Here is a 12,314-nt window from a genome sequence, read left to right on the forward strand (position 1 = left end):
GAGGCCAGAGGCCCAGGAGACAAAGCATGAACTTCCCGCGCGCACTGCTGACCGGCATCCTTGCCGTGACCGGCGCCACCGCCACCACCGCCGCGCTGGCGCAGGCCGGCGATTTTCCGAACAAACCCGTGACGCTGGTCACGCCCTTCGCGGCCGGCAGCGGCCCCGACGCGGTGCTGCGCCTGGTGTCCGACAAGCTCTCGCGCCTGTGGAACCAGCGCGTGCTGATCGACAACAAGCCCGGCGGCGGCGGCTTCATCGCCATCGACCAGGCCCGCCGCGCCGCGCCCGACGGCTACACGCTGCTGCAGCTCGACAGCGAGCACATCGCCGCGCTGCCGCACCTGTACAAGTCGAAGAACTTCGTGACGCTGCAGCACTTCGACCCGGTGGCCTCGCTGTTTCGCACGCCTTTCTTCGTGGCGGTGGGCACCGACTCGAAGTGGAAGAACATGGGCGACCTGATCGCCGCCGCCAAGGCCGAGCCGGACGCCATCGTCTATGGCTCGTGGGGCGTCGGCAGCCCGGGCCACCTGGGCGCGCAGCAGCTCGAGGCGCTCACCGGCATCCGCATGCGCCACGCGCCGTACCGCGAGGTGTCGCAGCTGTATTCCAACGTGGGCACCGGCGAAGTGCCGTGGGCCTTCGCGAGCATTCCGTCGAGCCAGGGCATCTACAAGGCCGGCAAGCTGCGCTACCTGGCCGTCGCGGCGCCACGGCGCATTCCGCAGATGCCCGACGTGCCGACCATGGCCGAGGCCGGCGGCCCGGCCTCGCTGGAGGTCAATTCCTTCGTGTCGCTGCTCGCGCCAAAGGGCGTGCCGGCGGCCGTGAAGGCGAAGATCAACGCCGACGTGGCCAAGGTCATCGCCGACCCCGAGATCCGTGCCCGCTTCGACACCTTCGCCTTCGAGCCGCTGGCCTGGTCGCCCGAGGAAATCGAGCGCAACGCCGAGGCCAAGTCGAAGGTGTATGGCGAGCTGGTGCGCAGGGGCAACATCAGCCTCGATTAGCGCGGCCCGCGCCTTGCCCAGCGCTTCGCTCGGCAGTTAAGCTGGCCCTCTTTGCTTTTTGCTAACTTTTTCACACTTTTCTCCATGTCCGTCACCAAGAGAGCCCTCCTGATTGCCTGCGGCCTGGCCGCCGCCGCCGCGCTGCCGATGACCGCCGGCGCGCAGAACGCCGCCTGGCCGAACAAGCCGATCCGCCTGCTCGTGGGCTTCCCCGGCGGCTCCACGCCCGACATCGCCGCGCGCACCATCGCCGAGCCGCTGTCCAAGGCGCTGGGCCAGCCGATCGTGGTGGACAACAAGGCGGGCGCATCGGGCAACATCGCGGCCGACCAAGTGGCCAAGGCCACCGACGACCACACGCTGGGCATCGTCATCAACGGCAACCTCACGTCGTCGAAGATGCTGTACGCCAAGCTGCCGTACGACCCGGTCAAGGACTTCACCTACCTGTCGCTGATCGCGACCGCGCCGCTGGTGCTGGTGGCGCAGAACAACCTGCCCTCGGGCGCCGCCTTCTTCGACGCGGGCCGCAAGGCCGGCGACAAGTGGAACTACGGCTCGGTGGGCATCGGCTCTGTCGGCCACCTGGGCATGGAGCTGCTCAAGACCCGCGTGCCCGGCTTCAAGCCCGAGCACGTGCCCTACCAGGGCAACCCGCAGGTCATCACCGCCATGCTGGGCGACCAGGTGCAGATGGGCCTGATCCCGCCGGGCGTGGCCATGCCGCAGATCAAGGCCGGCAAGCTCAAAGCCATCGGCCTCACGGGCGGACGCAGCGCGCTGGTGCCCGAGATCCCGCCGCTGTCGGAGGCCGGCGTGAAGGACTTCAACCTCGAAGTCTGGGTGGCGCTGCTGGGCCCAGCCAACCTGTCGAAGGCGGCGCAGGCGCGCATCAGCCGCGAACTCGAAGTGGTCATGAAGGACCCGGACGTGCGCCGCAAGCTCTTCGAGCAAGGCTGGCAGGCCGTGGGCACCTCGCCGGACGGCATGCGCACGCGGGTGAACGAAGAGGCGGCCATCATGACCAAGATCATCTCGGCCCGCGGCATCAAATTGCAGTGATGACGACAGTCCAGACCTTGCACGAACCGGCGCGCGAGCTGCCGGTCTTCGGCGAATACGACGTGGTGGTGGTCGGCGGCGGCCCCGCCGGCATCGCTGCCGCCGTGAGCGCTGCGCGCCACGGCGCCAACACGCTGCTGGTGGAGCGCTACGGCTTCCTCGGCGGCATGGGCACGGCCGGCGGCGTCACCAACTTCGCGGGCCTGTACGGCAAGCGCAAGGGCGAAATGACCCAGCTGGTGCGCGGCGTGGTCGACGAGCTGATCGAGCGCATCGCCGGGCTCAACGGCATGAACCAGCCGCAGAACGGCATGGGCGGGCGCATCTGCGTGCGCTCTTACGACACCTCGGCCTACAAGCTGGCCGCCGACCAGCTGCTCGATGCGGCCGGCGTGAAGCTGCTGTTCCATGCGTATGCGGCCGCGGCGATCCGCGACGGCAGCCGCATCGCGGCGCTGGTGGTCGAGACCAAGTCAGGCCGCCAGGCCATCCGCGCCAACGCCTTCATCGACGCCAGCGGCGACGCCGATGTGGCCGCCTTCGCGGGCGTGCCCTTCGAGGTGGGCGACGGCCACGGCAGCGGGCTGTTCCCGACCACCATGTTCCGCATCGGCCAGGTCGACGCGCCGGCCGCGCTGGAGGCGGTGGGCGAGTTCAAGGCCATCAACGACTTCATGGCGCGCGCCGAGCAGCAGAAGCCGGGCGTCTACAAGTTCCCGCGCGAAGGCGCCATCCTGCGGCCCAACAAGGACCCGCGCGAATGGCGCGCCAACGTCACGCAGATCCGCAACGCCCAGGGCCGCGCGATGAACGGCGTCGACGCGCGCGAGCTGACCGAAGGCGAGCTCGAAGGCCGCCGCCAGATCAGCGAGTACTTCAAGTTCCTGAAGGCCGAGGTGCCGGGCTTCGCGCAGTCGGCCATCGTGGAGATCGCGCCGCAGGTCGGCATCCGCGAGACGCGGCGCATCCAGGGCCTGTACGCGCTCGGGCGCGAGGACATCCTTTCTTCGGCCAAGTTCGACGACAACATCGGCCTGAATGCCTGGCCGATGGAAATGCACGCCGACGGCCGCATCGAGTGGGCCTTCCCGCGCGACGAAGACAACGCCTACAACCACCTGCCGTGGCGCATGCTGGTGCCGCAGGCGGTCGACAACCTGCTGGTGGCCGGCCGCTGCGCATCGATGACGCACGAAGGCCAGTCGGCCGCGCGCGCGAGCGGGGGCTGCTTCGTCATGGGGCAGGCGGCGGGCACCGCTGCGGCCTCGCTGGGCGGCGGCAGCTTCGCGAAGGTGGACGTTCCCGCGCTGCAGCAAAAGCTGCTCGCCGACGGCGTCGACCTCGACCGCTGATCGCGGCGGCGCGCTAGAGTCCGGGGCTTGATGAACTCGAACCCCGGACGAACCGTGCACTTTCCTTCGTTGTCGACACCCGCGCGTCGCACCCTCCTGACGCTGTCCTGCGCCGCCATCGGCCTCATGCTGGCCGGCTGCGCCAGTACCCCCGAAGGCGAGCCCGTGCACGGCAAGGACCGGCTGCTGAGCTTCTTCGCCGCCAAGGACGGCCGCAAGGTCGCCATTGCCGGCGAGAACTACCACTACGTGTTCGACGGCGATCCGTCGGTGGCGGCGCTGCTGCGCTGGGAAGGCCGCGCCAAGGTCACGCCCGCGCTGCTCGGCGAGCTGAAGGTGGCGCGCAACCAGAGCTTCGAGGGCCAGTACGTGCTGATGGCTTTCGACGCCGACCTGACGCCCGAGGACCGCGCCTTCCTGATCCAGACCGGCTTCGCCAGGACCGACGCGAAATACGGCGACCGCCCCGGCCCCACGCTGCGCTACTTCGGCACCGTCTACGGCAAGCGTTACGCGGCGGTGCCGATCAAGTCGGCCGACACGGTCGACTTCTCGCGGCGCCAGTACCTGGGCTACGTCGAGCAGGAAACGCTCAGCGCCCCCTTCAGCAAGGCCGCGCCTTCGCCGCTGGTGTATGCCGACGACGGCTCGCTGCTGCTGGCCGGCGTGCCGGTGCGCGTGGTGCAGGGCGGCACGGACTACGGCTGCCGCGCCCGCCTCATGGGCATGTGCTTTTACAAGTAGCGGCAGCTGACGGTGGGGCTGCTGACCGGCCCGCGACAGCTGGCCGGCCCGGGCTTTGCTATGGTGGAGGGTTGCTTCCAGCCCGCTTCGACAGCCTCGCCCCGCTTTCTACTTTCCGATGACCACCGACTCCGCCACCGCCTCCCGCCTCGTCGACGAACTCGTCGCGCTCATGCAGCTCGAACCCCTGGGCGGCGACCGCTTCCGGGCCCGGAGCGAGGACATCGGCACCCCCGCCGTCTTCGGCGGCCAGGTGCTCGGCCAGTCGCTCATGGCCGCCAGCCTCACGGTCGGCGCCGAGCGCCCGGTGCATTCGATGCACGCCTACTTCCTGCTGCCGGGCGAGCATGCGCCCATCGAATACAGCGTGGACCGCGTGCGCGACGGCCGCAGCTTCACCACCCGCCACGTGGTGGCGCGCCAGCAGGAGCGCATCATTTTCGAGATGTCGGCCTCGTTCCAGACCGTGGACGAGGGCGTCGAGCACCAGTTCGACATGCCCGCCGTGGCCGGCCCCGAAGGCCTCGCCAGCGAGCTCGACCAGCGCATCGCCCTGGGCGACCGCCTGCCCGAGCCATGGCGCAGCAAGGCGATCCAGCCGCACGGCATCGAGTACCGCCGCGTCGACCCCGAAGACCTGATGGCGCCGCTGCCGCGCCCGGCCTCGGCACAAAGCGCGATCTGGATGCGCGCCATCGCGCCGCTGCCCGACGACCCGATGGTGCATCGCGCGCTGCTGGCCTACGCCTCCGACCACGGCCTGCTGCGCGCCGCGATGCTGCCGCACGGCCTGAGCTTCATGAGCGGCCAGGTGCGCCCCGCCAGCCTGGACCACGCGATGTGGTTCCACCGCGATTTCCGCATGGACGACTGGCTGCTGTACGTGCTCGACTCGCCCAGCGCCGGCGGCGCGCGCGGCCTGTGCCGCGGCAGCCTCTATGCGCGCGACGGCCGCCTTGTGGCCTCGGCCGCGCAGGAAGGCATGCTGCGCATCAGGAAGCCGTGGACGGCGACGACTCGCCCGTGAGCGCGGCCTGCTGCAGCCCGTCGCGGCTGCGCTCGCCCAGCAGTCGCTGGTAGTTGTCGCGCAGCAGGATGCCGGCGTAGTACACATGCTCGCGCATCAGCTGCTCCGCGCGAGCGGCGTCGCCTGAAATCACGGCCTGCACGATGCGGTGGTGGTCGTCGTGCGAACGCAGGATCACGCCGTGGTCGTGCCACAGCATGATGCGGTCCGACGCGAACGGCACCGCCTGCGCCTGCGCGCCGAAGCGCACGATCCACTGGTTGCCCGCACCATGCATCAGCGCGTTGTGCAGCCGCACATTCATCTGCTGGTAGGGCGCGAGGTCTTCGGCCAGCAGCTTTCCCTTCGCAAGTATTTCGTCGCCTTCGCGCAGGCACTCCTGCAACAGCGCGGCGGTCGACTCGTCCACGCCCAGCGCGGCGAAGCGCCTGCAGGCCAGCCCCTCCAGCACCGAGCGCACCTCGTAGGCCGCGAGGATGTCCTCGAGCGCGAACGAGCGCACCAGGTAGCCCTTCTTCGGCTGGTGGTCGATCAGCCCTTCCATCGCCAGCGCGGCCAGCGCGGCGCGCACCGGCGTGCGCGACACCTTGAGGGTTTCGGCGATCGGCACTTCTTCCACGCGCATGCCCGGCTGCAGCCTGCCGTGAAGGATCCAGGTGCGCAGCGTCTCGGTGACTTGTTGGGAGAGTGTGTCCATGTCAGGTATACATGATGCCAGTGAAAGTCAGAAATGAGGCGTGATATCAGGGAAAACGAGGGCTTCGAAAAGTGTTCATGTATACACAATGCGGCCCTCGATCAACTTTCATGCCGCCTCGAAGCGGCCCGGAGACCTTGCAGCCCATGTCGGAACATCATGCACAACCTCACGGCCGGCTGGCCCTCGTGACCGGCGGCGGCCGCGGCATCGGCGAGGCCGTGTGCCGCCGCCTCGCGGCCAGCGGCTTTCGCGTCGTGGTGGCCGACATCGACGGCGACAACGCCCGCGCCGTTGCCCGGTCGCTCGGCGAGGGCCACCACTTCCGCGAGTTCGACGTGAGCCAGGAAGCCGCCGTCGAAGCCGCGTTCGACGACATCGAGAGCACGCTCGGCCCGGTGGCCGCGATGGTCTGCGTGGCCGGCATCCTGCTGATGCCCGGCGGTGAGCGTTCGCCGATCAAGGACACCACGCTCGAAGACTGGGAGCGCACCTTCGCCGTCAACGCGCGCAGCGTGTTCCTGTGCGGGCGCGCCTACCTGCGCCGGCGCGAAGCGGCGCCCGTGGCGCACGGCCGCATCGTCACCTTCGGCTCGGTGGCGGCGCAGCTGGGCGGCTACCGCTCCAGCGCCACCTACATCGGCGCCAAGTCGGCGGTGCTCGGCCTCACGAAGGCGATGGCGCGCGAATCGGCGCACCTGGGCGTCACGGTCAATTCGGTGGCCCCCGGGCTGATCGACACCGACATGCTGCGCGGCACCGTGCGCAGCAGCGGCGCGCTCGACGCGGCCGCCGCCAGCATCCCGCTCGGGCGCATCGGCACGGTGGACGACGTGGCCGGCGCGGTCGACTACCTGGTGTCGGAGCAGGCGGCGTACATCACCGGCAACGTGATCGACGTCAACGGCGGCTACCGCATGCAGTGACGGCCGCGCAGGTCTTTCACCCTTTCATTCCAACGGAGACAGCTCATGAAAAAGAACTTCCTCATTTCGGCACTGGCCCTGGGCGTCGCGCTCTGCGCGACGGCGCCCGCCGCGCTCGCGCAGGCCGAGCCCGGCCTGACCGACAAGACCATCAAGATCGGCATGTTCTCGCCGATGTCGGGCCCGTCGATGAACTACGGCTTCGACGTCATCAACGCCGCGAAGATGTACTACGACAAGATCAACAAGGAAGGCGGCGTGAACGGCCGCAAGATCGAGCTCGTGGTGGAAGACGACCGCTGCAACGCCAACGACCTGCTGGCCGCGGTGAAGAAGCTCACCGAGCAGGACCAGGTGTTCCTGCTCAACGGCGGCTCCTGCTCGGCCGCCGTGGTGGGCGCGCGCGAATACGTCGAGCGCGCGAAGATCCCGCTGGTCATGCTCAACGCCTCTGGCGACGGCGCGCTGTATCCGCCGTCGAAGTACATCTACGGCGCGTTCTCCATCTCGCAGCATGCGGTGGGCGGCTCGATGGTGCAGTTCGCGAGCGAGCAGCTCAAGGCGAAGAAGATCGGCTACATCAACCACGACGACGCCTACGGCGGCTGGAACCTGGAGTCGGCCCAGGCGCAGGCCAAGGCCCTGGGCGGCGTCGACCTGCAGGTGCAGTCGGTCAACCCGAACATCACCGACGTGACCGCGCCCATGCTGAAGATCAAGGCCGCCAACCCCGACGTGCTGCTGCTCACCACCTATGCACGGCCGGTGAGCCTGATCGTCAAGCGCGCCTTCGAGCTGGGCTTCAACAAGCCCATCGTGCTGGCCGTCAACTCCACCGCCGACCTCAAGCAGCTGGTGGAGAACGTGGGCAACAAGGATGCCTTCAAGAACGTCTACATCCAGGAAGTGCTGGCCGACGTGCCCGGCGGCCCCAAGCTCAAGTGGGTGTACGACATGTACAAGGCCTCCTACCCCGACCTGGCCTCCAAGCCGGGTTATCCGCAGGCCTACATGCCCTACGGCATTCCGCCCGCGATGGCCGTGGTCAACGCACTGAAGGCGGCCGGCCCCAACCCGACGCGCGAGAAGGTGCTCGCGGCGCTGTCGACGATGAAGTTCGACTCCGGCGTGATGGCCGGCCCGATCGAGTTCGGCCCGCAGGACCACGCGGCGCAGGAAGCGGCGATCTACATCAAGTTCGACGGCAGCAACATGGCGCTGGTGCCGGGCAGCTACAAGAGCGTGTGGCAGTACAAGCCCTGACGGCCGGCGCGACATGAGTCTTTCCGACATCTGGCTGTTCGTCCAGCAGGGCGTGCTGTCCGGCATCGTCACCGGCAGCGTCTACGCGCTGCTCGCGGTGGCGATCGTCATGGTCTTCAAGACGACCGACGTGCCGAACTTCTCGCAAGGCGAAATCTTCATGGCCGGCGGCTACGCCGCGCTCTTTCCGCTGGTGGTGTGGGGCTGGCCCTACTGGGCCGCGGTGCTCGCGAGCATCGTGGTCACCGCCTTGCTCGCCGCGGCCTTCCAGCGCGTGGTGATGCAGCGCGTGACCGCCTCGCGCGGCGTGGGCGTGCAGCTCGTCATTGCCACGCTCGGCTTCGCGTACCTGCTCAAGGGGCTGGTGCGCAAGACCGGCCTGGGCGACACGCCGCGCTCGCTGCCCTCGCTGGTGCCGCAGGACCCCATCATGATCGGGCAGGCCTCGCTCACGCTGCTCGACCTGGCCATCTTCGGCTCGGCCGTGGTGGTGATGGTGCTGCTGTACCTGATGTTCACGCGCACCCGCACCGGCCAGGCCATGCGCGCGGTGGGCATGAACCCGCGCGGCGCGCAGATCGTGGGCGTGAAGCTCGGCACCATCCGCATGAAGATCTGGGCGCTCACGGGTGTCATCTCGGCCATCTCGGCGCTGCTGATCACGCCCAAGATCCTCATCACGCCCGACATCGGCCACATCGCGATCCTGGCCTACGCGGCGGCCATCGTCGGCGGCTTCACCAGCCTGCCGGGCGCGGTGGTCGGCGGCTTCATCATCGGCATCGTCGAGAACCTGGTGGGGCTTTTCATTTCGTCCAACGCCATCGTGGTCGCGCCCTTCGTGGCGATCATGGTGGTGCTGCTGGTGCGTCCGCAAGGGCTGCTCGGCGGCAAGCCTCAGGTGAAGAAGGTATGAGCGCTTCGACAGTTTCGTCCCCTTGGTGGGACCGCGGGGTGCTGCTCGGCATGGCCGTGGTGCTCGCGGTGCTGCCCTTCACCACCAGCGGCTATGTGCTGTACGTGGTCAACCTGCTGATGGTGTTCTCGGTGCTGGCGCTGGGCATGCACCTGGTCATCGGCGAGACGGGCCAGTTCGCGCTGTCGCACGCGGCCTTCTTCGGCATCGGCATCTACACGGCCGGGCTCATCAACAACCAGTGGCAGCCGCCGTTCTTCGTGTCGATCCTCGCGGGCGCCGTGCTGTCGGCCGTACTGGGCTGGGTGATCGGACTGCTGGCGCTGCGCATGCGCGACATCTACCTGGCGCTGGCCACCTTCGCCTTCGGCGAGGCGATGCAGTGGGTGTTCCTGAACTGGGAATCGGTGACCAACGGCTCCAACGGCCTGCAGATGAAGCCGGCCTCGCTCGGCGGCCATCAGCTGCTCAACGACCTGCAGGCATACCCCTTCGTGGTGGCCATCGCGGCGCTGATGCTGTGGCTCACGGTGGCGCTGTCGCGCTCGCGGCTGGGGTCGTCGTTCCGCGCGGTGCGCGAGAGCGACGTGGCGGCCATCGCCATGGGTGTGAACACACGCGCGGTGAAGGTCACGGCCTTCGTGCTGTCGGCCGCCTTCGCGGGCGTGGCGGGCGGCATGTACACGCTGTTCACCTCTTTCATCCATCCCGAGAGCCTGGGCTTCCAGACCACCATCCTGATCCTCACGATGGTGGTGGTGGGCGGCCTGGGTTCGGTGCGCGGCGCGGTGGCCGGCGCCATCGTGTTCGGCCTGGCGTCGGAGCTGCTGCGGCAGGCGCCGTCGTACCAGGAAATCATCTACGGCGGCATCCTCATGCTCTTCATGATGTTCCTGCCCAAGGGCATGGCGTCGCTCTTCGCGGCGCGCCGCAAGTCGCAGCGCGCGACTTCCGTGAACGCAACGGAGAAGCACGCATGAGCGCCGCGCTGGGCCGCCCCGAGCAAGCTCGCACCGTAGCGCGCAGCGCGGAGGTTATTCAATGAACACGACCGCATTCCTCGACGTGCGCGACATCAGCGTGGTGTTCGGCGGCCTGAAGGCGGTGAACGGGCTCTCGTTCCAGGTGGAGCAGGGCCGCATCCATGCGCTCATCGGGCCGAACGGCGCGGGCAAGTCGACCACCTTCAACTGCATCTCGCGTTTCTACACGCCCAGCAGCGGCAGCGTGACCTTCGAAGGGCGCGAGCTCACCAGCGTGTCGCCGCACCGCATGGCCTCGCTGGGCATCGCGCGCACCTTCCAGAACCTGGAGCTGTTCGCCGAACTGTCGGTGCTCGAGAACGTGCTGCTCGGAACGCACTCGCGCGGCGCCGCCACGCTGGGCAGGCTGCTGCGCCGTCCTGATCGCGAGACCGAAGACTTTGCGATGCACCTGCTGGAGCGCGTCGGCCTGGCCGACGAGCGCCACCAGCCGGCGCGCGATCTCGACTTCGGACGCCAGAAGCTGCTGGAGCTGGCGCGCGCGCTCGCCATCAAGCCCAAGCTGCTGCTGCTCGACGAGCCCGCGGCCGGCCTGCGCAACCGCGAGATCGAAAGCCTCGACCGGCTGCTCAAGGAGCTGGTGGCGCGCGACGGCATCACCGTGCTGCTGGTCGAGCATGTGATGCAGCTGGTGATGTCGATCTCTGACCGCATCACCGTCATGGCCTTCGGCGAAAAGATCGCGGAAGGCACGCCCGCGGAAATCGGCAGCAATGCGCGCGTGATCGAGGCCTATCTTGGCAAAGGAAGTGGAAAAGGAGCCGCGCATGGCTGAAGCACTGTTGTCCCTGCGCGCCATCTCGGCCGCCTACGGCCGCATCCAGGCGCTGTGCGACGTGTCGGTCGACGTGCCGGAGGGCGAGATCGTCGCGCTGCTCGGAAGCAACGGCGCAGGCAAGACCACCACGCTGAACTGCATCTCGAACCTGGTGGACTGCACCGAGGGCGAGGTGCGGCTCGACGGCGAACGCATCGACCGGCTGGGCTCCGACGCGCTGGTCAGGCGCGGCATCGTGCAGGTGCCCGAAGGCCGCCAGGTGTTCCGCGACATGAGCGTGCGCGAGAACCTCGACCTCGGTGCCTACCTGCGGCGCGACCGCGCGGGCATCCGCAACGACCTGGAGTCGGTCTACACGATGTTCCCGCGCCTGAAGGAGCGCCAGCACCAGATGGCCGCCACCTTGTCGGGCGGCGAGCAGCAGATGCTGGCCATCGGCCGCGCGGTGATGGCGCGCCCGCGCGTGATGCTGTTCGACGAACCGTCGATGGGCCTGTCGCCGCTGCTGGTGGAGCAGATGTTCGGGATCATCGAGCGCCTGCACCGCGAACAGAAGATCACGATCCTGCTGGTCGAGCAGAACGTGCAGCTCGCGCTGGCGGTGTCGAGCTACGGCTACATCCTGGAGAACGGCGAGATCTCCTTGCACGGTCCCGCCGCACAACTGGCAAACGACGAAGCGGTGCGCCGCGCCTACCTCGGCGTCTGACGCCGCTTCCCAGAAAGAAAGTTCATGCTCCTCAAAGACAAACTCTCGCTGGTCACCGGCGCCGCGCGCGGCCTGGGCGAAGCCATCGCGCGCCGCATGGCGGCCGAGGGCGCGCATGTGCTGGTGGTGGACCGCGACCTCGAAGTCGCGCAAAAGGTGGCCGCGTCGATCCGCGAAGCCGGCGGCCGCGCCGATGCCGAGAGCGTCGACGTGAGCGATGCGGCGGCGGTCGATGCGCTCGCGGTGCGCGTCGCGGCGTCGCACGGCGACATCGACGTGCTGGTCAACAACGCTGGCATCTCCGCGCGCTCGAAGTTCGACGAGCCCGGCGCGCGCGAAGCCTGGGACCGCGTCATGTCGGTCAACCTGCAGGGCGTGTTCAACGTCACGCAGGCCTTCGTGCCGGCGCTCAAGCGCACGCAGGGCAACATCGTGAACCTGTCGTCCATCGTGGCCTTCGGTGCGGGCATCTCGTCGGCCGGCTATGTGGTGGCCAAGGGCGGCGTGCGCTCCCTCACGCAGGTGCTGGCGCGTGACCTGGCGCCTTACGGCGTGCGCGTGAACGCGGTGGCGCCGGGCCTCATGGTCACGGACATGACGGCCGGCCAGCGCGAGACCGAACACGGCACCGACTGGTACATGAGCCGCGTGCCCATCAAGCGCCACGGCGAGGCCGACGAGATCGCCGGGCCGGTCGTCTTTCTCGCTTCCTCGATGGCCAGCTACGTCAATGGCGTGGTGCTGCCGGTCGATGGCGGCTACCTGGCGGTCTGAGCACCGCCGC

General features: G+C 68.5%; 13 protein-coding genes. 12 read left to right on the top strand and 1 reads right to left on the bottom strand.

All coding sequences use genetic code 11. The annotated features are described in order from the left end of the window. Positions 1 to 26 precede the first annotated feature (26 nt). The 5 genes from WIX39_RS06335 (at position 27) to WIX39_RS06355 (ending at position 5,198) form a co-directional block, all read left to right on the top strand. The gene (locus tag WIX39_RS06335; protein WP_205367733.1) at positions 27 to 1,013 is read left to right on the top strand and encodes a Bug family tripartite tricarboxylate transporter substrate binding protein; all 987 of its coding nucleotides are present in this window, start codon (positions 27 to 29) and stop codon (positions 1,011 to 1,013) included. Between the two features lie 84 nt (positions 1,014 to 1,097). Next, positions 1,098 to 2,075: a Bug family tripartite tricarboxylate transporter substrate binding protein gene (locus WIX39_RS06340; RefSeq protein WP_081270704.1), complete on the top strand. Its 978-nt coding sequence runs from the start codon at positions 1,098 to 1,100 to the stop codon at positions 2,073 to 2,075. Then, positions 2,075 to 3,427 (top strand): FAD-dependent oxidoreductase, encoded by a 1,353-nt coding sequence (locus WIX39_RS06345; RefSeq protein ID WP_409194683.1) that lies wholly within the window; start codon positions 2,075 to 2,077, stop codon positions 3,425 to 3,427. Before WIX39_RS06340 ends, WIX39_RS06345 begins: the two co-directional genes overlap by 1 nt. A gap of 30 nt (positions 3,428 to 3,457) precedes the next feature. Further along, on the top strand, positions 3,458 to 4,171 hold the full coding sequence (locus WIX39_RS06350; RefSeq protein ID WP_081270706.1) for a hypothetical protein: 714 nt from the start codon (positions 3,458 to 3,460) through the stop codon (positions 4,169 to 4,171). A 118-nt stretch (positions 4,172 to 4,289) separates the two neighbouring features. Beyond that, positions 4,290 to 5,198, top strand: coding sequence for an acyl-CoA thioesterase (locus tag WIX39_RS06355; RefSeq protein WP_081270707.1), 909 nt, complete (start codon positions 4,290 to 4,292; stop codon positions 5,196 to 5,198). Here WIX39_RS06355 and WIX39_RS06360 read toward each other — a convergent pair. Then, complete coding sequence (locus WIX39_RS06360; protein WP_409194684.1) at positions 5,164 to 5,895, bottom strand: GntR family transcriptional regulator; 732 nt, start codon at positions 5,893 to 5,895, stop codon at positions 5,164 to 5,166. The two genes, WIX39_RS06355 and WIX39_RS06360, sit on opposite strands and share 35 nt — an antisense overlap. Before the next feature lie 146 nt (positions 5,896 to 6,041). Between WIX39_RS06360 and WIX39_RS06365 the strand changes: the two genes are divergently transcribed. From WIX39_RS06365 to WIX39_RS06395, 7 genes are all read left to right on the top strand, one after another. Next, a complete protein-coding gene (locus tag WIX39_RS06365; protein ID WP_285411562.1) occupies positions 6,042 to 6,821 on the top strand; it encodes an SDR family NAD(P)-dependent oxidoreductase in 780 nt (259 codons plus the stop codon). Between the two features lie 45 nt (positions 6,822 to 6,866). Then, on the top strand, positions 6,867 to 8,084 hold the full coding sequence (locus WIX39_RS06370; protein WP_081270709.1) for an ABC transporter substrate-binding protein: 1,218 nt from the start codon (positions 6,867 to 6,869) through the stop codon (positions 8,082 to 8,084). 13 nt (positions 8,085 to 8,097) lie between these two features. Then, the gene (locus WIX39_RS06375) at positions 8,098 to 9,000 is read left to right on the top strand and encodes a branched-chain amino acid ABC transporter permease (protein WP_081270710.1); all 903 of its coding nucleotides are present in this window, start codon (positions 8,098 to 8,100) and stop codon (positions 8,998 to 9,000) included. Next, positions 8,997 to 9,980: a branched-chain amino acid ABC transporter permease gene (locus WIX39_RS06380; protein WP_409194685.1), complete on the top strand. Its 984-nt coding sequence runs from the start codon at positions 8,997 to 8,999 to the stop codon at positions 9,978 to 9,980. The genes WIX39_RS06375 and WIX39_RS06380 overlap by 4 nt, the downstream gene beginning before the upstream one ends. Before the next feature lie 61 nt (positions 9,981 to 10,041). After that, positions 10,042 to 10,818 (top strand): ABC transporter ATP-binding protein, encoded by a 777-nt coding sequence (locus WIX39_RS06385; protein WP_106936020.1) that lies wholly within the window; start codon positions 10,042 to 10,044, stop codon positions 10,816 to 10,818. After that, a complete protein-coding gene (locus WIX39_RS06390; RefSeq protein WP_285411559.1) occupies positions 10,811 to 11,530 on the top strand; it encodes an ABC transporter ATP-binding protein in 720 nt (239 codons plus the stop codon). The genes WIX39_RS06385 and WIX39_RS06390 overlap by 8 nt, the downstream gene beginning before the upstream one ends. A gap of 24 nt (positions 11,531 to 11,554) precedes the next feature. Further along, positions 11,555 to 12,304 carry an SDR family NAD(P)-dependent oxidoreductase gene (locus WIX39_RS06395; protein WP_409194686.1) on the top strand — a complete coding sequence of 250 codons (750 nt, stop codon included), beginning with the start codon at positions 11,555 to 11,557 and terminating at the stop codon, positions 12,302 to 12,304. Positions 12,305 to 12,314 lie beyond the last annotated feature (10 nt).

Source organism: Variovorax sp. AB1(2024), assembly GCF_037482385.2.
Classification (GTDB): domain Bacteria; phylum Pseudomonadota; class Gammaproteobacteria; order Burkholderiales; family Burkholderiaceae_C; genus Variovorax.

Coding starts and splice junctions, on each gene's coding strand:
- WIX39_RS06335 (WP_205367733.1), top strand. CDS start 27: ATGAACTTCCCGCGCGCACTGCTGACCGGCATCCTTGCCGTGACCGGC.
- WIX39_RS06340 (WP_081270704.1), top strand. CDS start 1,098: ATGTCCGTCACCAAGAGAGCCCTCCTGATTGCCTGCGGCCTGGCCGCC.
- WIX39_RS06345 (WP_409194683.1), top strand. CDS start 2,075: ATGACGACAGTCCAGACCTTGCACGAACCGGCGCGCGAGCTGCCGGTC.
- WIX39_RS06350 (WP_081270706.1), top strand. CDS start 3,458: ATGAACTCGAACCCCGGACGAACCGTGCACTTTCCTTCGTTGTCGACA.
- WIX39_RS06355 (WP_081270707.1), top strand. CDS start 4,290: ATGACCACCGACTCCGCCACCGCCTCCCGCCTCGTCGACGAACTCGTC.
- WIX39_RS06360 (WP_409194684.1), bottom strand. CDS start 5,895: ATGGACACACTCTCCCAACAAGTCACCGAGACGCTGCGCACCTGGATC.
- WIX39_RS06365 (WP_285411562.1), top strand. CDS start 6,042: ATGTCGGAACATCATGCACAACCTCACGGCCGGCTGGCCCTCGTGACC.
- WIX39_RS06370 (WP_081270709.1), top strand. CDS start 6,867: ATGAAAAAGAACTTCCTCATTTCGGCACTGGCCCTGGGCGTCGCGCTC.
- WIX39_RS06375 (WP_081270710.1), top strand. CDS start 8,098: ATGAGTCTTTCCGACATCTGGCTGTTCGTCCAGCAGGGCGTGCTGTCC.
- WIX39_RS06380 (WP_409194685.1), top strand. CDS start 8,997: ATGAGCGCTTCGACAGTTTCGTCCCCTTGGTGGGACCGCGGGGTGCTG.
- WIX39_RS06385 (WP_106936020.1), top strand. CDS start 10,042: ATGAACACGACCGCATTCCTCGACGTGCGCGACATCAGCGTGGTGTTC.
- WIX39_RS06390 (WP_285411559.1), top strand. CDS start 10,811: ATGGCTGAAGCACTGTTGTCCCTGCGCGCCATCTCGGCCGCCTACGGC.
- WIX39_RS06395 (WP_409194686.1), top strand. CDS start 11,555: ATGCTCCTCAAAGACAAACTCTCGCTGGTCACCGGCGCCGCGCGCGGC.